The 22,389-nt window shown below is 67.8% G+C and carries 22 protein-coding genes; 9 read left to right on the top strand and 13 right to left on the bottom strand.

What is annotated here, in order from left to right; translation table 11 throughout:
* Positions 1-330, bottom strand: coding sequence for a hypothetical protein (locus AC5YGJ_RS14100; RefSeq protein WP_010482336.1), 330 nt, complete (start codon positions 328-330; stop codon positions 1-3).
* 166 nt (positions 331-496) lie between these two features.
* On the opposite strand from AC5YGJ_RS14100, the gene AC5YGJ_RS14095 reads away from it, so the two are divergent.
* The 7 genes from AC5YGJ_RS14095 to AC5YGJ_RS14065 all read left to right on the top strand — a co-directional run bounded on the left by AC5YGJ_RS14095 (position 497) and on the right by AC5YGJ_RS14065 (position 9,111).
* On the top strand, positions 497-2,866 hold the full coding sequence (locus tag AC5YGJ_RS14095) for a S9 family peptidase (RefSeq protein ID WP_496186885.1): 2,370 nt from the start codon (positions 497-499) through the stop codon (positions 2,864-2,866).
* 10 nt (positions 2,867-2,876) lie between these two features.
* Positions 2,877-3,296, top strand: a complete 420-nt coding sequence (locus AC5YGJ_RS14090) for an NUDIX hydrolase (protein ID WP_409460674.1) — start codon at positions 2,877-2,879, stop codon at positions 3,294-3,296.
* Positions 3,297-3,389: 93 nt separating this feature from the next.
* Positions 3,390-3,887 carry a hypothetical protein gene (locus AC5YGJ_RS14085; RefSeq protein ID WP_496186884.1) on the top strand — a complete coding sequence of 166 codons (498 nt, stop codon included), beginning with the start codon at positions 3,390-3,392 and terminating at the stop codon, positions 3,885-3,887.
* A gap of 32 nt (positions 3,888-3,919) precedes the next feature.
* Entirely contained in the window at positions 3,920-4,891 is a 972-nt protein-coding gene (locus AC5YGJ_RS14080) for a hypothetical protein (protein ID WP_496186883.1), read from the top strand.
* Positions 4,892-4,928: 37 nt separating this feature from the next.
* Entirely contained in the window at positions 4,929-6,542 is a 1,614-nt protein-coding gene (locus AC5YGJ_RS14075; RefSeq protein WP_496186882.1) for a hypothetical protein, read from the top strand.
* A gap of 54 nt (positions 6,543-6,596) precedes the next feature.
* Positions 6,597-7,493 carry an oxygen-dependent coproporphyrinogen oxidase gene (gene hemF, locus AC5YGJ_RS14070; protein ID WP_496186881.1) on the top strand — a complete coding sequence of 299 codons (897 nt, stop codon included), beginning with the start codon at positions 6,597-6,599 and terminating at the stop codon, positions 7,491-7,493.
* 97 nt (positions 7,494-7,590) lie between these two features.
* On the top strand, positions 7,591-9,111 hold the full coding sequence (locus AC5YGJ_RS14065; RefSeq protein ID WP_496186880.1) for a hypothetical protein: 1,521 nt from the start codon (positions 7,591-7,593) through the stop codon (positions 9,109-9,111).
* Positions 9,112-9,155: 44 nt separating this feature from the next.
* Here the strand turns inward: AC5YGJ_RS14065 and AC5YGJ_RS14060 are convergent, their stop codons facing one another.
* Positions 9,156-9,635, bottom strand: coding sequence for a DUF421 domain-containing protein (locus AC5YGJ_RS14060; protein WP_107232630.1), 480 nt, complete (start codon positions 9,633-9,635; stop codon positions 9,156-9,158).
* A gap of 370 nt (positions 9,636-10,005) precedes the next feature.
* A complete protein-coding gene (gene polA / locus AC5YGJ_RS14055) occupies positions 10,006-12,780 on the bottom strand; it encodes a DNA polymerase I (protein ID WP_496186879.1) in 2,775 nt (924 codons plus the stop codon).
* A 99-nt stretch (positions 12,781-12,879) separates the two neighbouring features.
* Here polA and AC5YGJ_RS14050 point away from each other — a divergent pair, with 99 nt between their 5' ends.
* On the top strand, positions 12,880-13,164 hold the full coding sequence (locus AC5YGJ_RS14050) for a DUF2782 domain-containing protein (protein WP_025878043.1): 285 nt from the start codon (positions 12,880-12,882) through the stop codon (positions 13,162-13,164).
* Between the two features lie 150 nt (positions 13,165-13,314).
* Here the strand turns inward: AC5YGJ_RS14050 and AC5YGJ_RS14045 are convergent, their stop codons facing one another.
* Entirely contained in the window at positions 13,315-13,761 is a 447-nt protein-coding gene (locus AC5YGJ_RS14045; protein ID WP_005411629.1) for a universal stress protein, read from the bottom strand.
* Here AC5YGJ_RS14045 and AC5YGJ_RS14040 point away from each other — a divergent pair.
* Positions 13,760-14,092, top strand: coding sequence for a hypothetical protein (locus tag AC5YGJ_RS14040; protein ID WP_496186878.1), 333 nt, complete (start codon positions 13,760-13,762; stop codon positions 14,090-14,092). The two genes, AC5YGJ_RS14045 and AC5YGJ_RS14040, sit on opposite strands and share 2 nt — an antisense overlap.
* Before the next feature lie 50 nt (positions 14,093-14,142).
* On the opposite strand, the gene AC5YGJ_RS14035 is transcribed toward AC5YGJ_RS14040, so the two are convergent.
* The 9 genes from AC5YGJ_RS14035 to dnaQ form a co-directional block, all read right to left on the bottom strand.
* Complete coding sequence (locus AC5YGJ_RS14035; RefSeq protein WP_496186877.1) at positions 14,143-14,697, bottom strand: hypothetical protein; 555 nt, start codon at positions 14,695-14,697, stop codon at positions 14,143-14,145.
* 107 nt (positions 14,698-14,804) lie between these two features.
* Positions 14,805-15,131 (bottom strand): low molecular weight protein tyrosine phosphatase family protein, encoded by a 327-nt coding sequence (locus tag AC5YGJ_RS14030; protein WP_496186876.1) that lies wholly within the window; start codon positions 15,129-15,131, stop codon positions 14,805-14,807.
* Between the two features lie 117 nt (positions 15,132-15,248).
* Complete coding sequence (uvrD, locus tag AC5YGJ_RS14025) at positions 15,249-17,441, bottom strand: DNA helicase II (protein ID WP_309338055.1); 2,193 nt, start codon at positions 17,439-17,441, stop codon at positions 15,249-15,251.
* 9 nt (positions 17,442-17,450) lie between these two features.
* Positions 17,451-18,872, bottom strand: a complete 1,422-nt coding sequence (locus AC5YGJ_RS14020; protein WP_496186875.1) for an FAD/NAD(P)-binding protein — start codon at positions 18,870-18,872, stop codon at positions 17,451-17,453.
* Between the two features lie 45 nt (positions 18,873-18,917).
* On the bottom strand, positions 18,918-20,336 hold the full coding sequence (gene cls, locus AC5YGJ_RS14015) for a cardiolipin synthase (protein WP_309338155.1): 1,419 nt from the start codon (positions 20,334-20,336) through the stop codon (positions 18,918-18,920).
* Positions 20,337-20,461: 125 nt separating this feature from the next.
* Complete coding sequence (locus AC5YGJ_RS14010; protein ID WP_496186874.1) at positions 20,462-20,710, bottom strand: hypothetical protein; 249 nt, start codon at positions 20,708-20,710, stop codon at positions 20,462-20,464.
* Between the two features lie 496 nt (positions 20,711-21,206).
* Positions 21,207-21,374 carry a 50S ribosomal protein L33 gene (gene rpmG, locus AC5YGJ_RS14005; protein WP_169411268.1) on the bottom strand — a complete coding sequence of 56 codons (168 nt, stop codon included), beginning with the start codon at positions 21,372-21,374 and terminating at the stop codon, positions 21,207-21,209.
* A 10-nt stretch (positions 21,375-21,384) separates the two neighbouring features.
* Entirely contained in the window at positions 21,385-21,621 is a 237-nt protein-coding gene (gene rpmB / locus AC5YGJ_RS14000) for a 50S ribosomal protein L28 (protein ID WP_005411638.1), read from the bottom strand.
* Between the two features lie 247 nt (positions 21,622-21,868).
* Positions 21,869-22,378 carry a DNA polymerase III subunit epsilon gene (gene dnaQ, locus AC5YGJ_RS13995; protein ID WP_249842446.1) on the bottom strand — a complete coding sequence of 170 codons (510 nt, stop codon included), beginning with the start codon at positions 22,376-22,378 and terminating at the stop codon, positions 21,869-21,871.
* Positions 22,379-22,389: the final 11 nt, after the last annotated feature.

Below are 22,389 nucleotides of genomic sequence, written 5' to 3'. Positions count from 1 at the left end.
TCAGCCCTTGCGTGCGGCGGGGCGGGTGAAGTGCCAGGCCAGCAGCTGGCCGAGGCCGGCACTGCCGACCATCGCCGCAGCGGCGCCGAAGGTCAGCTCGCGTGCGCCGATTGCCTCCAGCAGGCCCATCGCCACGGCCAGGCTCACCAGGCTGATGCCCCAGCGCAGCGCGCCCTGGCGGCGGCGTTCTTCTTCCAGCACCGCCAGCGAGCGGATCACTTCCTCCGGCACGTGTGGCGCCACCAGCTTGCTGCGGGCACGGGCATCGGCGATGGCATGGATCGCATAGGCGATGCAGATGAAGAGGGTGATCGGGATCAGTTCCTGCATGGTCGGGCTCCTGTTCGGTGGATGATGCGGGTTCAGGAGAATGGATGCGCGGCCACGGCGACCGGTTGCAGCATTTTGCCGATTCCGCTGCCATGACCTGTGGCCCCCTCCCCCGGCGCAGGCGGCTGCTACCCTTGCCCGGTTTCCTCATCTGGTGCGTCCGCCCATGTCCCGAGTGCTGCCCCTGTCCCTCCTGTTGTCGGCCGTACTGGCCGCACCGGCCGCGCATGCCGCGCCGACGCCGATCACCATCGAACAGGCCATGGCCGACCCGGACTGGATCGGTCCGCCGGTCGAAAAGGCCTGGTGGTCGTGGAACAGCCAGCAGGTGGAATACCAGCTCAAGCGCAACGGCAGCCCGGTGCGCGACACCTTCCGCCAGCCGCTGGCCGGTGGCGTGGCCGCGCAGGTGGCCGATGACCAGCGCGGCACCCTGGACGTGGCCGAGCCGGTCTACGACCGCAGCCGCAGCCGCAGCGCCTTCGTGCGCAATGGCGATGTGTTCGTGCGCGACCTGCGCAGCGGCGCACTGACCCAGCTGACCCGCAGCAACGAGCGCGCGGGCAACGTGAACTTCGCCGCCGACAACGGCGTGATCTGGCGTGTCGGCCAGAACTGGTTCCACTGGACCGCCGCCAGCGGCGTGCAGCAGGTGGCCAGCCTGAAGGCCGAGAAGGACCCGCGCACGGCGCCGAAGGCCGACGTGCTGCGCGATCAGCAGCTGCGCACCCTGGAAACCCTGCGCCGCGACCGTGACCAGCGCGAAGCGCTGAAGGACCAGGACCAGCGCTGGCGCCAGGCTGACCCGACCCGCGCGCCGGGCCCGGTGTACCTGGGCGCCGACGTGGAGATCGGTGACAGCGTGCTGTCGCCGGACCTGACCCACCTGATCGTGGTGACCAAGCCGAAGGACTTCGACGACGGCCGCACCAGCAAGATGCCGCTGTACGTGACCGAATCGGGCTACGAGGAAACCGAGGACACCCGCACCCGCGTCGGCCGCAACGGCTTCGAACCGCACACCCTGTGGTACGTGGACGTGCGCACCGGCAAGGCCGAGAAGGTCTCGCTGGCCAGCCTGCCAGGCATCGGCACCGACCCGCTGGCCGAGCTGCGCCGCAAGGCCGGCAAGGATGCGCTGAAGGGCGAGCGCAGCGTGCAGGTGATGAGCGACTTCATGGGCGGTGGGATCCGCTGGAGCGCCGATGGCCAGCAGGCCGCGGTGATGCTGCGTGCCAACGACAACAAGGACCGCTGGATCATCAGCGTCAACGCAGCCGATGGCCGCGTGCAGAACCGCCATCGCCTGACCGACAACGCCTGGATCAACTGGGGCTTCAACGATTTCGGCTGGATGGCCGACGGCCGCACGCTGTGGCTGCTGTCCGAGGAATCGGGCTTCTCGCACCTGTACACCCAGGCCGGCAGCGCCAAGCCGCAGGCGCTGACCAGCGGCAAGTGGGAAACCTCGGCGCCGGTGCCGTCGGCCGATGGCAAGGGGTTCTACTTCCTGTGCAACCAGCAGGCGCCGCATGACTACGAAGTCTGCTCGGTCGACACCGGCAGCCGCCAGGTGCGCGAGCTGACCAGCCTCAACGGCGTGGAAGACTTCTCGCTGTCGCCGGATGGACAGCAGCTGCTGGTGCGTTACTCCGGCGCCTACCTGCCGCCGCAGCTGGCCGTGCTGCCCAGCGCCGGTGGCCAGACCCGCGTGCTGACCGACACCCGCACCGCCGACTACAAGGCGCGCCAGTGGATCCAGCCGAAGCTGGTGGCGGTGCCGTCCAAGCACGGTGCGGGCGTGGTCTGGGCCAAGTACTACGAGCCGGAAACCAAGGAGCCCGGCAAGAAGTACCCGATCGTGATGTTCGTGCACGGCGCCGGCTACCTGCAGAACGTGCACCAGCGCTACCCGGCCTACTTCCGCGAGCAGATGTTCCACAACCTGCTGGTGCAGAAGGGCTACATCGTGCTGGACATGGATTACCGCGGCAGCGAGGGCTACGGCCGCGACTGGCGCACGGCGATCTACCGCAACATGGGCCACCCGGAACTGGAAGACTACAAGGACGGCCTGGACTGGCTGGTCGACACCCAGCAGGGTGACCGCGACCACGCCGGCATCTACGGCGGTTCCTACGGCGGCTTCATGACCTTCATGGCGCTGTTCCGTGCACCGGGCACCTTCAAGGCCGGCGCCGCGCTGCGCCCGGTGGTGGACTGGCACAACTACAACCACGGCTACACCAGCAACATCCTCAACACCCCGGACATCGACCCGGAGGCGTACCGCGTGTCCTCGCCGATCGAGTACGCGCAGAACCTGCAGGACAACCTTCTGATCGCCCACGGCATGATGGATGACAACGTGTTCTTCCAGGATTCGGTGAACCTGACCCAGCGCCTGATCGAGCTGCACAAGGACAACTGGTCCATCGCACCGTACCCGCTGGAACGCCATGGCTACGTGCGTGCCGATTCGTGGCTGGACCAGTACAAGCGCATCCTCAAGCTGTTCGAGCAGAACCTGAAGTGAGCAGGCTGGCATGAGCCGCGCCGCAGCCACGATCCGGATCGTGGCTGCGGTCATCCTGGATGACCGCGGCCGGGCGCTGGTGGTGCGCAAGCACGGCGCCACCCGCTTCATCCAGCCCGGCGGAAAGCCTGAACCCGGCGAAGCGCCGCTGCAGGCGCTGGCCCGCGAGCTGGACGAGGAGCTGGGCATAACGTTGCGCACCGATGCTGCCATCGCGCTCGGTGTGTTCGAAGACTGGGCAGTGAATGAGCCCGGCCACCGCGTCCAGGCGCAGGCGTGGTGGGTGCAGCTGGATGGCACGCCGCAGGCGCGCGCCGAGATCGCCGAACTGGCCTGGGTGCCGCTGCAGCCGCCGCATGGCCTGCCCTTGGCACCCTTGAGCGAACACCATATCCTGCCGGCGGTCGCCACCCGGGTGACGGCCCGCTGACCGCGCGGGCATCGACTGCAAGGACGCCGGATGCCAGTCCCCCCACCCGTCTCCCTCCGCGCGGCAGCCCCTGTCAATGACTGGGTACGCCCGGTGGCCCTGTCCTGCCTCTGGGTGTCGGCCGCCTGCACCGTCGCCCTGCTGCTGGTCACGCTGCTGGCCTGGCCGCTGGTCCACAGCGAAATCTGGCAATCACTGGCGCTGGACGCCTGGCACATCGGCATGGATCGCATCGTGTTGTGGTTGCTCGGCCACCCGGTAGCGGCTTTGCTGCTGACCGCCCTGGCCTGTGCCCTCTCGACCGCCGCCAGCTGGGGCCTGCTGCGCCTGAAGCAGTGGGGCCTGTGGAGCTTCATCGCCCTGCTGCTGCTCACCGCCCTGGCCAACTTCATCGTGACCGGTTGGTTGGACGGCGTGGCCGCACCGCTGATCCACCTGCTCGGCGATTCGCCCGAGGCGCTGCGCTCCCTGCAGATCCAGCGACGGCTGTTCACCGCCACGATGTACGCCGCGTCGTTGGCGCTGGCGCTGCTGCAGGGCGGCGTGGCCTGGCGCCTGCTGCGCCCGGACATCCGCGCGCGGTTCCACTAGACGCCCCACTTCCGCACGACAAGGACCGTCGCATGCGCCTGCTGACCCTGCTCCCCGCGCTGCTGTTGTTGGCCGCGCTGCCTGCCACCGCCGCCGCCGATGCACTGCGCTGCGGCGAGTACCGCAGCACCGATGGCGGCGTGGCCCTGGTGTTCGAATCATCCACCGCCGGTTATCAGGCGCTGGACGGCCAGGAACGCGCGCCGCTGCGCATCGACCGCAGCGCCGGCGATCTGCTTCTGGTGTTTCTCGACGACGGCGTATCCACCGCCCTCGGCGTGGCTGCTGACGGGACGCATATCGACGACGGTGTGGCCGACTACACGCTGCATCGAACCCAGCCCTGCCAACGCGCCCCTGCGCCCCGCGCCGACGGCTGCCTGGCCCGCCCTGCGCTGTGCATTGCGCGGCTCGCTGAGGCGCCTCCGGAACAGGCCAAGCGCGCGTGCGAGGAAGGCGTCGGCGCCGGCTGCTCGGCGCTGCTGCGCCACTTTCTCGCTACGCCGACCACCGAGGCCGGGCAGCAGGACGCGCCATTGCCGGCCGCGCAGCGCGCCACGCTGCAGCGGCTCTGCCTGCAACAGCGCGGTGGTCGCTTCTGCACCGAGGTGGCCGAACAGCAGTTGATCGCACGGGAACCGGCGCTGGCGGTGCAGGCCCTGCGGGTCGTCTGCGATGCAGGCCGCGTCAGTGCCTGCGAGCGCACTGCGCCCCTGCTTGAACTCGGCGCCGACCTGCGCCTGGTGCCGGCCCGGCGGCTTCCATGTGGCCTCTACCGGGCTGAAGGTGGCGTGATCGACACGCTCGACTTCGGTGATGGCACGCAGGCGCGTCTGCACGAAGGTGCCGTTCATCTGCAGCAGAACGGTGAAACCCTTGTGCTGCGCCCGCTCGGCAACGGCGACCTGCTCGGCATGGATGCGCAGACCGGCTACCAGCGCTACCGGCGCGTGCCTGGCACGGCACAATGCACGCCCCCGCGCGAGGCTCGTGATCTGCCGTAGCGCCTGGAGCTTCCTGTTCGATCGTCAAGGAGACGACATGCGCTTACTGCGATCGCGCCACCGCTGGCTGGCCTGGGCGTTGCTGCTGGCCACGCCTCTGGCCGCTGCCCAATCACCCCAGTGCGGCCTGTTCAAGGCCGATGAAGGCAGCACCACGCTGCGCGTCATTTCGCCCAACCGGGGCGAGCAGAAGCACTACGGCAGCGCGCCATCGCCCGTCGTTTTCCAGCAGATCGAGGGAAAGCTGCAGCTGGTGAACCTCGAGTACGGCCTGCCCAGCGAACTGCAGGTGCGTGATCGTGGCCGCAGCGTCAAGGTGGATGGCACACGCTACACCCTGCAGGCGCCGGCAACGTGCGCCGCTGCGGCTACGCCGGCAGCGCGCAGCTGCCTGGCCGATGCGGCAGCCTGCCTGGACAATCGCCGCGACGCGACGCCGATCGCGCTGGAAGCGGCCTGCCGCGAAGGCGTACCCGGCATGTGCCTGCAGCTGGCCGAGCGTTGGCGCGAAGACGCCACGCCTTCGGTCGTTCCGGACGGTGCGGCGCATAAGGCGCTCCTCGATGCCGCCCTGGCCGGCATCGAGCTGCCGGCCCCGTGCCGCGAGGGGGGCTTCCAGGACCAGACGCCTGACTGTGCAGCAGCGCTGGAAGCAGATCCGGCGTTGCAGGAGCGGCTGATCAAGACCGCAATGAGCGCGATGCTGGACGAAGCGATCATGTCGCTGGCAGCCCCATCCGCGCCGATCGTGATTCCGTCCGGGCAGCGTCAGCAGCTACTGCAGTTGTGCCAGCAGGTTCCGCATGAGCGCTTCTGCGCACGTGTGGCCGAGCTGGCCTGGGAATCGGGCGACCACCTGCAGGCGGTGCAGGCACTGGCGCTGTCCTGCGCAACAGGCGGTGAAGGCGCCGCCTGTGCACATCTGCCGGCGCTGCAGGCACTGGGCCCTTCGCTGCAACCACAACCGGCGGTCGCGCTGCCCTGCGGCAGCTTCCATGCCGATGGCGGCCTGATGGACACGCTGGAATTCGGCGATGCCGGCCTCGTCGGCGTCGGCTGGAACAGCCAGCTGCGCGCCCGTGTTGAAGACGGCGACATCCGCATCCGTCATGACAAGGGCGACGACTTCGTGCTGCGCCCGCTGCCGGGCGGGCAACTCCTGGGCATGGATACATGGACCCGCTACCAGGTGTTCAGCAGCACCGGCGAGGGCCCGGCCAGTTGCAGCGCGCCGAAGCAGTACACGGTGCTGCCACTGCCGCAGGACTGCCCGCAGGCACGGGCCGACGGCGGTGCCGAGCTCTGCTGCGCGCAGGGCAGGCTGCAGGGCTGCAATGTGCTTGGCAATCGATTGGCGATGTCCGGGAAGTGGCAGCAGGCGGCCGACCACTACGTGACGGTATGCCGCGCCGGCGTGCGCGAGGGGTGCGAGAACCTGGTGAGCGCCCACGAACACAGTGCCCAGGTGGATGCGCATGCCGCACTGGAGCAGCTGTGCGAAGCCGACGGCAGCGGGCGCCATGTGGCCTGCGACGTGCTGGAGACCGGCAACTGGAGCGCACTGGAGCTGGGCCGCGCCCTGCAGAAGGCGATGCAGGAGGCTGCCCTGGATGAGGCCCCGGCGCCACGCACCTCCAACCACAAGCGCTGAACCCATCACGGCCTGCCCGCAGCTTCCGGCAGGCCCTGCGGTAAAGTACGCGCCATGAACGATTTCGAGCGCGTGCGCGCCTACCTCACCGACCTGCAGGACCGCATCTGTGCGGCGATCGAGGCCGCCGACGGCCAGGCCCGCTTCCAGGAGGACCTGTGGCAGCGTGCCGAGGGCGGTGGCGGGCGCACCCGCGTGCTGCGCGACGGCGCGGTGTTTGAACAGGCCGGCATCGGCTTCTCCGACGTGGCCGGCAGCCGCCTGCCGCCGTCGGCCTCGGCCAACCGCCCGGAACTGGCCGGCGCCTCCTGGCGCGCCACCGGCGTGTCGCTGGTGTTCCACCCGCTCAACCCCTACGTGCCCACCACCCACGCCAACGTGCGCTTCTTCCAGGCGCAGCGCGACGGCGAGGTGGTGGCCAGCTGGTTCGGCGGCGGCTTCGACTTGACCCCGTTCTACCCGTTCGATGAGGACGTGCAGCACTGGCACCGCGTCGCACGCGACCTGTGCGCGCCGTTCGGCGACGAACGCTACGCCGCGCACAAGCGTTGGTGCGACGAATATTTCTTCCTGCGCCACCGCAACGAGACGCGCGGTGTCGGCGGGCTGTTCTTCGATGACCTGCACGGCGATTTCGAGCGCGATTTCGACTATCTGCGTGCGGTCGGTGATGGCTTCCTCGATGCCTACCTGCCGATCGTGCGGCAGCGCAAGGACACGCCCCATGGCGAACGCGAGCGCGAGTTCCAGCTGTACCGTCGCGGTCGCTACGTGGAGTTCAACCTGGTCTACGACCGCGGCACGCTGTTCGGCCTGCAGAGTGGCGGCCGCAGCGAGAGCATCCTGATGAGCCTGCCGCCACGGGTGCGCTGGGAGTACGGCTTCGCACCGGAGCCCGGCAGCGCCGAGGCATGCCTGGCCGATTACCTGGTGCCGCGCGACTGGCTCTGAGCTTCCGGCGCCACGCCTGACGCGTGGTGCCCTTCCCCGCCTGCGCTGCGCTGTGCGCCGTACGTCCCCCCGTTCCACTTCCTTCAAGGACGAACCGATGTTCCCTGCGGTATCCCTTCGCCCCCGCGCTGCGGGCTGGCGCGCCCTGCTGTTGCTCGCACTGGCCTCGGCCAGCCTGCCGGCCGCCGCGCAGTCGATGGCCTGCGGCACCTACACGCAGGACGATGGCCATGCCACGCTGACCATCGTGAGCGAAGCACACGGCTTCATTGCCGGCCCCTACCAGGCCACCGAGCAGCTGCGGTTGGCGCGCCAGGACAACATTCTGGCGATGGGAAACCTCTCCACTGGCGCGCTGGAGAACCGCGAGTTCATCGACGACGACCGCACCATCACCGGCGGTTACCACGATTTCCACCTGGAACGCGCCGCAGCCTGCAAACCGGTGCCGGACATGGTGGAAGGCAGCTGCATGGCCAACACCAGCGATTGTCTGGAAGCCCTGCCCCGCGCCGAGCCGGCGCAGCTGCACGCATGGTGCAGCGAGGGCATCGAGGTCGCCTGCAACACCCTGTATGACCACTACCAGATGGAGGCCGACCGCGAGCGCCCGCAGCTGACCGGCACCGAACCGGTAATGCCCGACATCTGCCGCGAAGAATCACCGGCCTACGAGGCGGACAGCTGCATGGCCATGGTCAAGGTCATGGCCGGCGAGTTGATCGGGCGCTCGATCATGGGCCTGGACAAGTCGCGCAGGGCGCCGCTGACGGCCGCGCAGCTGGATGAGCTGACCGCCCTGTGCCGGCAGCAGCAGGGCGAGACGTTCTGCGACAAGGTGGCCGATGCCCTGTGGACCAGCGGACGCCTGCAGCCGTCGCTGGACGCATTGCAGCGCTCCTGTGCGCAGCGCGCCGAAGCGTATGCCTGCACTCCGGCCAAGGCGCTGGCGCCGCTGTCCGGGCTGGGCGCGGCATCGCTGGCGGCGGTGCCTGCCAGCGCATTGCCGTGCGGCAGCTATGAGGCCACAAGCGGCCTGCTGTCGGAGTTGCGCTTTGTCGACACTGGGCTGGTCGAGGTGCCCGGGCTGGGCACCCGCCTGCGCGCGCGCCTGCAGGACGGGCAGATCCACATCCGCCGTGACGTCGGCAGCGATTTCGTACTGCAGCCGTTGGCCAACGGCAACCTGGCCGGAATCGACCGCGACCACCGCTATGCCTACTTCGTGCGCAAGCCGGCCGCCGCTGATGGCAGCTGCACACCGCCGCTGGCATTCGTGGAGATCCCCATGCCGCTGGACTGCCCGACCGTCGGCCGCAGCAACGGTGCCGAGGCCTGCTGCAGCGACGGCAAGCTGCTGGGCTGCAAGGTTGCCGGCGAAGCACGGTACAAGGCAGAAAAGTGGGCCGCGTCGCTGCCCTATTTCGAGACGCTGTGCAGCGCCGGCGTCCGCGAAGGCTGCTTGGCCATGGCAGAGGTGTACGCGAAGACAGCGGACCCGAAGATTCCGCAGGCCATGGCAGCACTGTGCGCCAAAGACGGCAAGGGCACCCATGTGGCCTGCGACGTGGACGCCACGCGCAACTGGCCGGCGCTGAAGGCCGCAGCCACGCCCTGAGGCCAGGCACCTGTAGCGCCGAGCCCGCGCTCGGCTCTACAAGGTCAGGTGTTCTTCCGGGGGATGATGGTGATGTGCCCGTTGATCTCCAGCAGAGCCAGCTCCACATCCTCCACGCCCAGGCAGCCCTGCTGGCGCATGGCGGCCTCGAAATCCGCACGGGTGACCTGCTCACGGCGCAGAACGGCGTCGAACAGGCGCCCATCGCGCGCGATCACCACCGGTTCGCCCTCGACCAGGCGCTCGATACGGCGGCTGCGGGTGCTCACCCAGCCCACCCCGTAGTTGAGCAGGATCAGCGTCGCCGCCAGCAGCAGGCCGCCGCCCAGCGAGGTGTCGGTGCCCAGCAGCGCGTTCTGCACCGCATTGCCCAGCAGCACCACCAGCAGCACGTCGAACGGGGTGATCTGCCCCAGCGGGCGCTTGCCGCTGAGCCGGACCATGCCCAGCACCACGACATACACCACCACCGCGCGCAGGATGAATTCCCACCACGGCATCGCCAGTGCGAACAGATCGGGCATTGCGGGTTCCCCTGCTGGACAGTGGCCCAGCCTAGCACCTGGGGTCAGATCCCTTTGCCCACCGGGCAAAGCGATCTGACTCCATCTGCGGTTCCGGCGGCACAAATAAAAAGCCCCGCTGACCAGGGGGAGGTCAACGGGGCCGGGGAACGGGCACTTGGGGAGGAGTCCCCGTTCCGAGATCTGCTCCAGGGGATGGGAGAGATCCACAACAGGCGTTGCGCCTGTCGGGAGTTATAGAAGCACTCCGAACACTAACGGTTCGTGAAGGGGCCCAATTTAATGAACGTCAATCAGGGCGACATTCATGGTCGAGTCAGAAACCTCTGACTTATGAACAAATTCACGACGTTTTCGGCCCGAAATGCCCTCAGTGCGCTTCATCCCAGTTGTTGCCGATCCCGGTATCGACCACCAGCGGCACCCGCAATTGGGCCGCTTGCGACATGCGTTCCACTACCTGCAAACGCAAGTCTTCGACGAAACTACTTTCGGTTTCGAACACCAGTTCGTCGTGCACCTGCAGGATCATCCGCGCCGGTGCGCCGCTGTCACGCAGCCATTGGTCCACGTCCACCATCGCGCGCTTGATGATGTCGGCGGCGGTGCCCTGCATCGGCGCATTGATCGCGGCACGCTCGGCACCGGCGCGCAGGCCCTGGTTGCGGGCATGAATGTCGTTCAGGTACAGGCGGCGGCCGAACAGGGTTTCCACGTAGCCCTGGTCGCGGGCCTGCTGGCGCATCCGCTCCATGAAGTCGCGCACGCCCGGGTAGCGGCTGAAGTACAGCGCCACATAGTCCTGCGCCTGGCCACGGTCGATGCCCAGGTTGCGGGCCAGGCCGAAGGCGCTCATGCCGTACATCAAGCCGAAGTTGATCGCCTTGGCGGCGCGGCGCTCGTTCGGAGTCACCTCCTCCAGCGTGCGCCCGAACACCTCGGCAGCGGTGGCACGGTGCACGTCGGCGCCCTGCTCGAAGGCACGCACCAGACCCGGGTCCTCGGACAGGTGGGCCATGATCCGCAGTTCGATCTGCGAATAGTCGGCCGCCAGCAGCTGGAAGCCCTCTGGTGCGATGAACGCGCGGCGGATGCGGCGGCCATCTTCGGTGCGGATCGGGATGTTCTGCAGGTTCGGGTCCGACGAGGACAGGCGGCCGGTGGCGGCACCGGACTGGTGGTAGCTGGTATGCACCCGGCCGGTGTCCGGGTTGACCATCTCCGGCAGCTTGTCGGTATAGGTGCTGCGCAGCTTGGCCAGGCCACGGTAGTCCAGGATCACCCGCGGCAGTTCGTGCTGGTCGACAATCGCCTCCAGCGCCTCTTCATTGGTGCTGGGCTGGCCCTTCGGGGTCTTCACCACCGCCGGCAGCTTCAGCTCGTCGAACAGCACCGCCTGCAGCTGCTTGGGCGAATCCAGGTTGAAGCTGCGCCCGGCCAGCTCGGTGGCCTTCTGCTGCGCGGCCAGCATCCGCGAGGACAGGTCCTGGCTCTGCCGGCGCAGCTCGTCGGTGTCGATCCGCACGCCGTTGGCTTCAATCGTGGTCAGCACCGGCACCAGCGGCATCTCGATGTCGCGGTACACGCTGTCCAGCGCCGGCTCGGCCAGCAGCTGCGGCTGCAGCGCGCGGTGCAGGCGCAGGGTGATGTCGGCGTCTTCGGCCGCATAGCGGCTGGCTTCTTCGATGCCCACCTGCGAGAACGGAATCTGCTTGGCGCCCTTGCCGGCCACATCCTCGAACTTGATGGTGCTGTAGCCCAGGTAGCGCAGCGCCAGCGAATCCATGTCGTGGCGGGTGGCGGTGGAGTTGAGCACGAAGCTCTCCAGCATCGTGTCGTCGTGGTAGCCCTGTACGTCCACGCCATGGCGGCGCAGCACGTGCAGGTCGTACTTGCCGTGCTGGCCCAGCTTCTTCTTCGCCGGGTCCTGCAGCACCGGGCGCAGGGCATCGAGCACCTGCTGCATCGGCAGCTGCGCCGGCGCCCCGGGGTAATCGTGGCCGACCGGAATGTAGGCGGCCCTGCCCGGCTCGACCGCCAGGCTGATGCCGACCAGGCGCGCGCGCATCGCATCCAGTGCGTCGGTCTCGGTATCGAAGCTGATCAGCTCGGCCTGCTGCAGGCGCTCGACCCAGGCCTGCAGCTGCTCGCCGGTGAGCACGGTCTCGTACTCACCCGGTGCGGCCAGCGCCGGGTCCAGCGTACCGGCCGCCGGGGCCTCGGCGCTGCCACGGGCGAAGCCGGCGGCCGTACCGCGCAGGCTCGGCGTGGCTTCGCTGGCCGCCGCCGGTGCCGGCAGCGGCGCACCCAGTTCCTTCAGTGCCTGGGTGAAGCCGTAGCGTGCGTACAACTCGGTCAACACCGGCACGTCCTGCTCGCGCAGCGCCAGCGTGGTCGGGCTGGCCTCCAGCTCCACATCGGTACGGATGGTCACCAGCTCGCGGTTCAGCGGCAGGCGCTCCAGCGCGGCGCGCAGGTTCTCGCCGATCTTGCCCTTCATGGTCGGCGCAGCGGCCATCACCCCGTCCAGGTGCTGGTACTCGGCCAGCCACTTGGCCGCGGTCTTCGGCCCGCACTTCTCCACGCCCGGCACGTTGTCGACGGTATCGCCCATCAGCGCCAGCAGGTCGATGATCTGGTCGGCGCGCACGCCGAACTTGTCCATCACCGCCGCGTCCGAATCCATGCGGCTGCCGGTCATGGTGTTGACCAGTTCGATGCCCGGGCGCACCAGCTGCGCGAAGTCCTTGTCGCCGGTGGAGATGGTCACCTTCAAGTCCTGCGCCAGGCCCTGCAGCGCCAGCGTGCCGATCACATCGTCGGCTTCCACGCCGGGCACGCGCAGGATGCTGATGCCCAGCGCCTCGACGATGCGGCACATCGGCTCGACCTGGCTGCGCAGCTCGTCGGGCATCGGCGGGCGGTTGGCCTTGTACTGCTCGTACAGGTCGTCGCGGAAGGTCTTGCCCGGCGCATCCACCACGAACGCCACGTAGGCCGGACGTTCCTTCAGCGTGGAACGCAGCATGTTGACCACGCCGAACAGCGCGCCGGTGGGTTCACCCTGTGCATTGGACAGGGGCGGCAGCGCGTGGAACGCGCGGTACAGGTAACTGGACCCGTCGATCAGGACTAATCTGCTCATGGGTCGATTCTACGCGCCCGTGCCTGCATCGCGGCGACACGGCGCCGACGTGGCGATGGGGCATAATCCAAGCTCATTCCAGGCAAAGGAACCCCACCCATGAAGACTCTGATGCTGGCCTCCCTGCTCCTGCTGGCCGGCTGCGCCAGCATGGGTGGCGCCGGGGCTCCCCCGGTGGACGTGAAGGGTGCCGATGTTTCCAAGCGCACCATGGACAACGGTGACACCATCGAGGAATACCGGGTGTCCGGCCAGCTGCGCATGGTCAAGGTGACCCCGGCGCGTGGCGCGCCGTTCTACATGTACGACAAGAACGGCGACGGCCGCTTCGACAACGACAAGGACGGCGTGTCGCCGGTGTACTGGAAGCTGTACAGCTGGTGAGGTGACCGGGGTCGGATCCCTTCCCAAAGGAAGGGGCTCTGACCCCATCATGGCAATCGGCACGGCCCCCACAGAAAACAACGCCGGCGCGCATCCTGCGCACCGGCGTCGGGTCCCCTCCCCGGGAACGCTTGAATCAGTGGGTGTGGATCAGCGGATGACCAGCACCGGCAGGGTGCTGCGTGCCAGCACTTCGGCGGTCTGGCTGCCCAGCAGCACGCGGGTCACGCCACGGCGGCCGTGCGAGGTCATCACGATGAGGTCGCTGTTGCGCTCGCCCGCGGTCTCGATGATGCCGTCGGCCGCATAGCGGTCCAGCACATGCACCGGATTGGCGGTAATGCCCTGCTCGGCGGCCTTGGCCAGCGCCGGCTGCAGCACCTTCTGCGCGCCTTCCTCGCGGTCGGCCTTGTACTCGGGGCTGTTCATGTAGCCCACGCTCCAGCCCATGGCGTCGTACATGCCGACAGCCCACGGCTCGGAAACAGTCACGATATCGACCTCGGCATTGAGGTCCTTGGCCAGCTCCAGGCCCTTGGCCAGGCCCTTGTCGGCCAGCTCGGACCCGTCGGTGGCAATCAGGATGCGCTTGTACATGGTGGGGCTCCGCGGCGGTCTGCCAGATGGGAACAACACCATTACACAGCCGGTGTGCAGGCCGCGCCTTGAGCAGGATCAATCCGGCGCAGAGCAGCGGCGTGTGGGCATCGCCCGCTTGCGACGCCCCGACGGCTATGCATGCTGGGACGGCAGCACTTTGCTGCGTTCATGGATGACCCACATGCGGGACAACACGCCCACCGCCTGGAGCACCCGGAAGTCCATTCTGGTCGCCGCGATCGTCGCCCTGGCGATGCTTTGGGGTGGCTACCAGATCGGCAAAGACATGGCGCTGCGTGACAGCGCCCGGCAGGCCGCCGGCAAGTAAACTGCTTCTGTAAAGCCGAGCATGGGCTCGGCTCTACATCAGGCCTGCCCTCAGGCGATCTGCACCACGCGCGCGTTCTGGCACAGCGGATAGCTGCCGACGAATTCGGCAATCGCATCACGCATCGCCTCGAACGATTCGCCGTACATGTACAGCGCAGTCTCGGTCGGGCCCTGCCACCAGCTGCAGATCTCGCCCAGGCCGTCGATGCTCTCCGACAGCTGCTCGAATACGTGGTTGGAATCGCACTGCTCGTAGACTTCGTCCGGCAGGTTCAGGCCATCCAGGTAGATGCCCAGGCCTTCGGTCACACCGAAGCTGCGGTCGGCCTCGCCCGCGCCCTGCAACTGCGAGCCCTTCGGCGCACCCAGTTGCTCCAGCAGGTCGATCAGTTTCGGCACGCCGGCCGCATCGACCAGGGCAACTTCGATATCACCGTATTCGACCTCACCGAGGTCGGACATCGCGGTGCCGCCGCCAGTCAGCTCGCCCACCTGGGCCGCCTGCAGCAGCGCGTCGAGCGGATCCTCGAACAGCTCGTGGCGATGCTCGGGCTGCAGCCGGGCGTTCAATTTCACGGTGACGTGCAGCGTGGGATCGGTCATGGGGGCATTCCTGGAAGATGTCGCCGCCTATTGTAGAGCCGAGCCCATGCTCGGCTGCTTTTCCCGCCAAGAGCAGCCGAGCATGGGCTCGGCTCTACAACAGCCCGTCAACGCAGAAACGGTGGCACTTTCCGCTTCAGCAGTTCCACCAGCACCGGGTCCATGTAGTCGTAGTCGTCGGGGATATCCAGGCAGATCACCCGCTTGCCGTTCAACCAGGCCTTGTAGCGGCTGGACAACCGGTTGCGGTGAGCCTTCTCCATCACGAACACGATATCGGCCCACTGCAGCAGCTCGGGGCTGAGTACTTCCTCGGCGTCGGCCAGCAGCCCGGCCGAGGCGGTCTCGATGCCCGGCCAATCGGCGAACATCTGCTCGGCGGTGGGGCTGCGCAGGCGGTTCTGGCTGCATAGGAAGAGCACGTTGCGGGTCATGGCCGCAGCCTAATCGGGGTCGGATCCCTTTTCCATCGGAAAGGGGCTCTGACCCCACACGTTTTCCGCGTTGGGGTCAGAGCCCTCCCCGCGGGAGGGATCCGACCCCGACGGCTTTCAGATCACCGTCAGGTTGGCGTAGGCCATCACCAGCCACTTGCTGCCGGCGTCGGCGAATTCGACCTGCACGCGGGCGTGCGCGCCGCTGCCTTCGTAGTCGGTCACCATGCCTTCGCCGAACTTGGGATGGGTGACCAGCGCACCCAGCTTGACCGGCGGTGCCTCGATCGAGGCATGGCCCATCACCCGGCTGGCGCCCATCGAGGCCGGCCGCGAGACCTGCACCTTCGGCCGCACTTCGTGCAGCAGCTCGCGCGGGATCTCGCGCAGGAAGCGCGACGGCAGGCTGTAGTTGTCCTGGCCGTGGATGCGGCGCGATTCGGCATAGCTCAGCACCAGCTTCTGGCGTGCGCGGGTGATGCCCACGTAGGCCAAGCGGCGCTCTTCTTCCAGGCGCCCGCTTTCCTCCAGCGAACGTGCGCTGGGGAACAGGCCTTCTTCCAGGCCGGCGAGGAACACCAGCGGGAATTCCAGGCCCTTGGCCGAGTGCAGGGTCATCAGCTGCACGCCGTCCTCGCCCGCCTGCGCCTGGCCTTCACCGGCCTCCAGCGCGGCATAGGCCAGGAACGCGACCAGCTCATCCATGTCCTCGCCCACTTCCTCAATGTCATCGGCACGGCGCACGAAGCGCGAGGCCACCGAGACCAGTTCGTCGAGGTTGTCGGTGCGCGATTCCGAATCCAACGCGTTGCGGCTTTCCTTGCTCCAGTGCTCGCGCAGCTGCGAGCGGGCCAGCACGTGGTCCACGCGCTCGGCCAGGGTCATGTGCAGGGTCTGCGCCTGCAGCTCGTTGACCAGCACCAGGAAGCCGGCCAGCGCATTGCGCGCACGTGCGGCCAGCGCGCTGCCCTGGGTGACCAGCATGGTCGCTTCCCACAGCGAGATGCCCTGCGCGCGCGCCTCGCGGCGCACTTCGTCCAGCGTGCGGTCGCCGATGCCACGGGTGGGCGTGTTGACCGCGCGCTCGAAGGCGGCGTCATCGTTGCGGTTGGACAGCAGGCGCAGGTAGGCCAGCGCATCCTTGATTTCGGCACGCTCGAAGAAGCGCATGCCGCCGTACACACGGTACGGCACCTGCTCGCTCAGCAGCGCTTCTTCCAGCGCGCGCGACTGCGCGTTGCTGCGGTAGAGCACGGCCACTTCGGTGTAGCTGCCGCCATCACGCACCCACTGGCGCGCACGCTCGACGATGTAGCGCGCCTCGTCCATTTCGTTGTACGCCGCGTACAGGTCGATCGGCTCGCCGTCGCCGCTGTCGGTCCACAGCTGCTTGCCGATGCGATCCGGGTTGTGCGCGATCACCGCGTTGGCGGCGCCGAGGATGTTGGCGGTGGAGCGGTAGTTCTGCTCCAGGCGGATGGTCTGCGCGCCAGGGAAGTCGCGCAGGAAGCCCTGCACGTTCTCGACCTTGGCGCCGCGCCAGCCGTAGATGGCCTGGTCATCATCGCCGACCACGAACACGTGGCCGGAATCACCGGCCAGCACGCGCACGAAGGCGTACTGGATGGCATTGGTATCCTGGAACTCGTCCACCAGGATCTCGCGGAAGCGGGCGCGGTAGTGCGACAGCAGCGCGGGGTTGTCGCGCAGCAGTTCGTGCGCGCGCAGCAGCAGCTCGGCGAAGTCGACCAGGCCGGCGCGGTCGCAGCGCGCCTGGTACTCGATGTAGGCCTGGCGCATGGTTTCCAGCCACGCATCGTTCGGCTCGGGCTGGATGTGCTGCGGGCGGCGGCCCTCATCCTTCTGCGCGTTGATCCACCACGCGATCTGCTTGGCCGGGTACTTGCCGTCGTCCAGTTCCAGCGCCTGCACCACGCGCTTGACCAGCCGCAGCTGGTCATCCGAATCCATCACCTGGAAGCCTTCGGGCAGCTTGGCGTCCTGCCAGTGCAGGCGCAGCAGGCGGTTGGCCAGGCCGTGGAAGGTGCCGATCCACATGCCGCGGCTGCCATTGGGCAGCTGGGCGTCGATGCGGTGGCGCATTTCGCCGGCCGCCTTGTTGGTGAAGGTCACCGCGAAAATGCCGTGGGTCGGCACGCCGTCGACTTCATGCAGCCAGGCGATGCGGTGGGTGAGTACGCGGGTCTTGCCGGAACCGGCACCGGCCAGCACCAGGTGGTGGCCGGGGGGAGCGGAGACGGCTTCGCGCTGGGCCGGGTTCAGGCCATCAAGCAGGTGGGAGACATCCATGCCCCCATTTTACGGCATCGCCGTCGCGGCTCCTGCGATCACTTCGGTGGCCAGCGCCTGCGCCTGCTGACGCAGTTCAGGCACCGCCAGGCTTTCCCACAGGCTGCCGATGCGCAGGCTGCCGAGCACGCCCAGCCGCGCCTGCGGCTGGCCACCGGCAGCGCGCAGGCGGTCGCCCGGCACCGTGCTGTCCAGGCCCAACCCGTGCGGGCCGGGGCGGGCAAGCCCATCGGCCTGCAGCTGCTGCAGCAACGGATTGCGCAGCGCACTGGCGCGGGTTTCGACGCCGGTGGCGTTGATCACGCCGCCAATCGTCCACTGCTGTTCATTGCCCGAGGCATCGCGGCCGGACAGCTGCACGGCATCGCCCTCGCGCCAGACGCGTTGCAGGCGGGCGCGGTGGACGCGCAGCTGGCCGCTGTCGATCAGCGCCTGCAGCTGAACAGCCACCTCTTCGGCAATGCGATGACGATGCACATCCCAGTAGCGCACCACATGGCGCAGGAAACGGCGCTGATCAGCGGCGTCGAGGCTGCACCACAGCGCCTGCCCGTGTGGACGGATACGGTCCATCACGCCCTGCCACGGCAGGCCATCGGCCTGCGCCTGGCGTGCGAAGCCACGCAGCGCGTGCAGGCGCTGGCGCAGGTTCATTGGCAGCAGCACCGCCGGATCGAAGCTGGGCAGGCCGCCGTGCGCGTGTGGCAGCGGCAGCAGGCCATGGCGCGAGATCACATGCAGCGGCCCGGTATGACCGGCGGCGACCAGCGCCAGCACCGTGTCCGCCATGCTCAGGCCGGAGCCGACGATCGCCACGGCCTGTTCGCCGGCCAGGGTCCGCACGCCGTCGTAGTCCCAGGCCTCGATCACATCATCGGCGGGCAGCGCATCGGCGCCAGGCACCGGCAGCGGCCGCATACTGTTGCCGGTGGCCAGCACCGCCTGCGTGGCGTGCAGCGTGCCGCCATCGCCGAGTGTCAGCTGGTAGCCGTGGTCATCCGGTTGCAGGCCCAGCACCGGCTGCGCGATCACCTGCAGCTGCGCCGGGCTGTCGGCCACGGCGTCCTGCAGGCGCTGCTGCAGGTAGGCGGCAAAGAAGTGGCGGCACACATAGCGCTCGCCCAGCACCTCGCGCGCCTGCCCCGGGTAGGCGTTGGCGGCCATCAGGTAATCGAGGAAATCGCCGGGCTGGTCGGCAAACGCGCTCATCTTCGCCGCCGGCACGTTCAGCAGGTGCTCCGGCCACGGCGTGGCATAGGCAATGCCCTGGGCCAGCTGCGAGGCCGGTTCGAAAATGGCCAGCGCCAGCGGCGCCCGGGCCTGGCGCAGTACCTGGATCGCCACCAGCACCCCGGCCGCACCACCACCGATGATTGCCAGGTCCAGTTCGCCATTACGCGGTGAATCAGTCATGCGCCGATTGTAGGCCATCGGCGATGACAGGCCGGGTTGCCGAAGCGGGCGGTTGCCGCCGCCTCACATCAACGCATCGGCCAGGCGTGCGATGCCTTCGCGGCTGCGCCGCCACGTGGGGCGACTGCGCCACTGCTGCAGGTCCAGCTGCCGCGACTCGCGCAGGTAGCCATCCTCTATCGCGCACAGCTGCTGCACCAGCGCGCGGTCGTAGCAGATCAGGCCGATTTCGGCATTCAGCGCAAACGAGCGGATATCCATGTTGATCGAGCCGAGCACGGCGATGTCCTCGTCCACGCTCATGTGCTTGGCGTGCAGGAACTGCGGCTCGTACAGCGCGATGCGCACGCCACAGCGCAGCAGCTCGTCGTAGTAGGCCTCCTGTGCCCACGAGGTCAGCCGCTGGTTGTTGCTGGCCGACAGGATCAGCTGCACTTCCACACCGGACAACGCGGCAATGCGCAGCGCGCTGAGCGTGGCTTCGTCGGGCACGAAATACGGCGTGACCATCACCAGCCGGCGCCGTGCCAGGTGGATCAGCGCCGCCACCGCATCGCGCGCGTTGCTGTACGGGTAGGCCGGGCCGCTGGGCAGCAGCTGGGTGGCGATGTCGTCGCTGCACTCGGGCACATCGGCGATCACGTCCAGGCGCTGGCCGGTTTCCATGTACCAGTCGCTGGCGAACACCGCCTCCAGGTGCGCCACCGCCGGGCCGCGCACGCGCGCCACCAGCTCGCGGTTCGGGTGGCCGGGTACGAACTGCGGGCCAGCCAGGTTCTGCGAACCGACATAGGCCACTTCGTTGTCGATCACCGCGATCTTGCGGTGGTTGCGCAGGTCCATCCGACCGCTGCGTCGCCAGCGCAGGCCGCCGGGCAGCATTGCGCGCACTTCGATGTCGCGTGCTTCCAGACGGTTGCGGTAGGCGCGCAGGCCGCGCTTGGCGCCCACCGCATCAAGCAGCACGCGGCACTGCACGCCACGCGCGGCGGCGCGCTGCAATGCCTCGACGATGGCCTCGCCCACCGCGTCGTCGAACATCAGGTAGTACAGCAGGTGCACACGGTCTTCGGCCTGGTCGATGTCGGCGATGAGTGTGTGCAGTGATTCGTCGTAGTCGGTCAGCAGATCGACCGCATTGCCGTGCACCGGCATGAAATCGCCCTGGCGTTGCACCAGCGGCACGATCTCGGCGCTGGCGGTATCCGGCTGCGGGGTCCAGCGCAGGCGGTGCTGCAGCGCCTGTTCCTCGCGGATCACCTGCGAAGCCTCGGCCTGGCGGCGGATGCGCTCGCGCGACAGCCACGGGTGGCCGAACAGCAGGTACAGCGGCAGGCCCAGCAGCGGCACGAAGCCGACCAGCAGCAGCCAGCTGCGCGCCGCACCCGGCGTGGTGCGGGTGGGAATCCAGCACAGCGCGACCAGCCGGATCAGCCAGTCGATCAGCAGCAGATACGAACCCAGCAACCACTCGAACAGCATCGCGTCGCCCGTCGGGAGGTGATGGGCCATTCTGCCCACCGGCCTTTGTAGAGTCGAGCCGCGCTCGACTGCCTTTCGGCCCGACAGCAGCGCAGCCGAGCGTGGGCTCGGCTCTACAGGATGGCTCAATGCCGCACCGGCACCTCGCACAGCCGCCGCACCGCGTCGGCATGGCGGCGGCCGTTGAGCGCCATGCAGGCGATCGCCTGTGCGGCCCGCTCCAGCTGCGCCTCCGGCAGCGTCGGCGGTGCGCCGTTGGCCAGTGCCAGGTGGTGGTCGCACAGCAGCAGCGCCATGCCCTCGATGCCTTCCAGCATGCGCTGCAGGCGCAGCCAGCCCAGTTCCAGGTCCTGCCGGTGTGATGGGGTGTTCATGCAACCTCCTTCAACGGATCTGGCCACCGTGAAGGTGGCGGACGATGCGTGGTTGCAATACCGGGAACGGTAGCCACCAAACCGGCGGGCGCGAGGCCCCCACGCACCGTCCGCCATAGAGGCAGATGGGTCGCCCGCCGTCGGCGGAGCTTTCCGGCAACGGCGGGCGAGTTTACTGGCTACCGATTCGACGGGATTGCAAGCCCGGCCACTGCAACCGCAGCGGCCAGCCATCATGGGCACGGCAAGGCCTGTCGTTCCAATCGATTTGAACCGCGCGAAGCTCCGGAGCCGGTAGGAACAATCACTTATCGCATTCGGCCCATCATTCCGCGCACGGCGCCATTGGCGACAGCATGCGCAGGGAGTGCCCAGTGCCGACCAACGGTCGGCACCCACCACAGCAATGCAGGAAGTACCCATCCCCCGAATGCCAGGCATGAAAAAACCCGCCACAAGGGCGGGTTTCTTCGCGGGGATCAGCAATCCGTGCGGATTACTTGATCTTGCCTTCCTTGTACAGGACGTGCTTGCGCACGACCGGATCGTACTTCAGGAATTCCATCTTCCCCGGGGTGTTCTTCTTGTTCTTGTCGGTCGTGTAGAAGTGGCCGGTACCGGCCGAGGAAATCATACGGACCTTATCGCGCTTGCCTGCCATGATGCTTTACTCCTCAGACCTTTTCGCCGCGCGCACGCAGCTCAGCCAGAACGGAATCAATGCCGTTCTTGTCGATGGTGCGCAGTGCATGCGCGGAAACACGAAGCTTGACCCAGCGGTTCTCGCTGGCCACCCAGAAACGGCGCTCGTGCAGATTCGGCAGGAAACGACGACGGGTCTTGTTGTTGGCGTGCGAGACGTTGTTACCCGTCTGCACTCGCTTGCCGGAAACCTGGCATACGCGGGACATTGCGCACCTCGATAGTAGTAGTTGTCAGCCCGTAGCCCGGGAGACGGCGGCCTCGATGGTTGCCCACCACACGTCAAGAGAATCAAAGGGTTACGCTGGCGTTGGGCGGCCGGGGACGTGCTCCCGGGGGCGCCGCCCGGTAGAAAACCGGACACAGCGAGCCGCTCATTATGCACGGGTTCAAGCACTTGCGCAAGTTACCCACAGGCTGGGGCTGAACACGGCGATCGCCCCCTGTAGCGCCGGCTCAGCGCAGGTGCGGGATGACCTGGGCCAGCAGATGGGCATCCTTCAGTGCACCGTGCAGGCCGCGATTGCCGGGAATGCGCAGGCGCTGCAGCACATCGTCCAGCTTGTTGCCCTGCCCCGGCCATCGCCCGCGCGCCAGCTTCAGGCTGCAGGTGATGCGGCAATGCTGGGCCAGCGTTGCGGGAATGCCGGCCAGGCGCAGCTCGTTATCGAGGAAGCCAACGTCGAAGGTGGCGTTGTGCGCGACCATCTCGCTGCCGCGCAGGAAGTCCAGCAGTTCGGCGGCCTTGCTGGAGAACAGCGGCTTGCCCACCAGCATCGCATCGCTGATGCCATGCACGCGCTGTGCGCCCCAGTCGACCCTGCGCTGCGGTTGCAGGTAGGTGTGGAACTGGCGCCCGGTGAGCTGGCCATCGATCAGTTCGACGGCACCGATCTCGATCACGCGATGACCGAGGCGATGGGAAATGCCGGTGGTCTCGGTATCCAGCGCGACGATTCGACTCATGGCGTGCGGTG

The organism is Stenotrophomonas sp. CS3K5, from assembly GCF_059515225.1.
Note: the sequence above shows the minus strand (reverse complement) of the source record. Positions and strands in the feature narration are given on the sequence as shown.

Bases quoted from the DNA above. Each gene is read 5' to 3' on its own strand.
- AC5YGJ_RS14100 (WP_010482336.1), bottom strand. From the start codon at position 330: ATGCAGGAACTGATCCCGATCACCCTCTTCATCTGCATCGCCTATGCG.
- AC5YGJ_RS14095 (WP_496186885.1), top strand. From the start codon at position 497: ATGTCCCGAGTGCTGCCCCTGTCCCTCCTGTTGTCGGCCGTACTGGCC.
- AC5YGJ_RS14090 (WP_409460674.1), top strand. From the start codon at position 2,877: ATGAGCCGCGCCGCAGCCACGATCCGGATCGTGGCTGCGGTCATCCTG.
- AC5YGJ_RS14080 (WP_496186883.1), top strand. From the start codon at position 3,920: ATGCGCCTGCTGACCCTGCTCCCCGCGCTGCTGTTGTTGGCCGCGCTG.
- AC5YGJ_RS14075 (WP_496186882.1), top strand. From the start codon at position 4,929: ATGCGCTTACTGCGATCGCGCCACCGCTGGCTGGCCTGGGCGTTGCTG.
- hemF (WP_496186881.1), top strand. From the start codon at position 6,597: ATGAACGATTTCGAGCGCGTGCGCGCCTACCTCACCGACCTGCAGGAC.
- AC5YGJ_RS14065 (WP_496186880.1), top strand. From the start codon at position 7,591: ATGTTCCCTGCGGTATCCCTTCGCCCCCGCGCTGCGGGCTGGCGCGCC.
- AC5YGJ_RS14060 (WP_107232630.1), bottom strand. From the start codon at position 9,635: ATGCCCGATCTGTTCGCACTGGCGATGCCGTGGTGGGAATTCATCCTG.
- polA (WP_496186879.1), bottom strand. From the start codon at position 12,780: ATGAGCAGATTAGTCCTGATCGACGGGTCCAGTTACCTGTACCGCGCG.
- AC5YGJ_RS14050 (WP_025878043.1), top strand. From the start codon at position 12,880: ATGAAGACTCTGATGCTGGCCTCCCTGCTCCTGCTGGCCGGCTGCGCC.
- AC5YGJ_RS14040 (WP_496186878.1), top strand. From the start codon at position 13,760: ATGGTGGGGCTCCGCGGCGGTCTGCCAGATGGGAACAACACCATTACA.
- AC5YGJ_RS14045 (WP_005411629.1), bottom strand. From the start codon at position 13,761: ATGTACAAGCGCATCCTGATTGCCACCGACGGGTCCGAGCTGGCCGAC.
- AC5YGJ_RS14035 (WP_496186877.1), bottom strand. From the start codon at position 14,697: ATGACCGATCCCACGCTGCACGTCACCGTGAAATTGAACGCCCGGCTG.
- AC5YGJ_RS14030 (WP_496186876.1), bottom strand. From the start codon at position 15,131: ATGACCCGCAACGTGCTCTTCCTATGCAGCCAGAACCGCCTGCGCAGC.
- uvrD (WP_309338055.1), bottom strand. From the start codon at position 17,441: ATGGATGTCTCCCACCTGCTTGATGGCCTGAACCCGGCCCAGCGCGAA.
- AC5YGJ_RS14020 (WP_496186875.1), bottom strand. From the start codon at position 18,872: ATGGCCTACAATCGGCGCATGACTGATTCACCGCGTAATGGCGAACTG.
- cls (WP_309338155.1), bottom strand. From the start codon at position 20,336: ATGCTGTTCGAGTGGTTGCTGGGTTCGTATCTGCTGCTGATCGACTGG.
- AC5YGJ_RS14010 (WP_496186874.1), bottom strand. From the start codon at position 20,710: ATGAACACCCCATCACACCGGCAGGACCTGGAACTGGGCTGGCTGCGC.
- rpmB (WP_005411638.1), bottom strand. From the start codon at position 21,621: ATGTCCCGCGTATGCCAGGTTTCCGGCAAGCGAGTGCAGACGGGTAAC.
- dnaQ (WP_249842446.1), bottom strand. From the start codon at position 22,378: ATGAGTCGAATCGTCGCGCTGGATACCGAGACCACCGGCATTTCCCAT.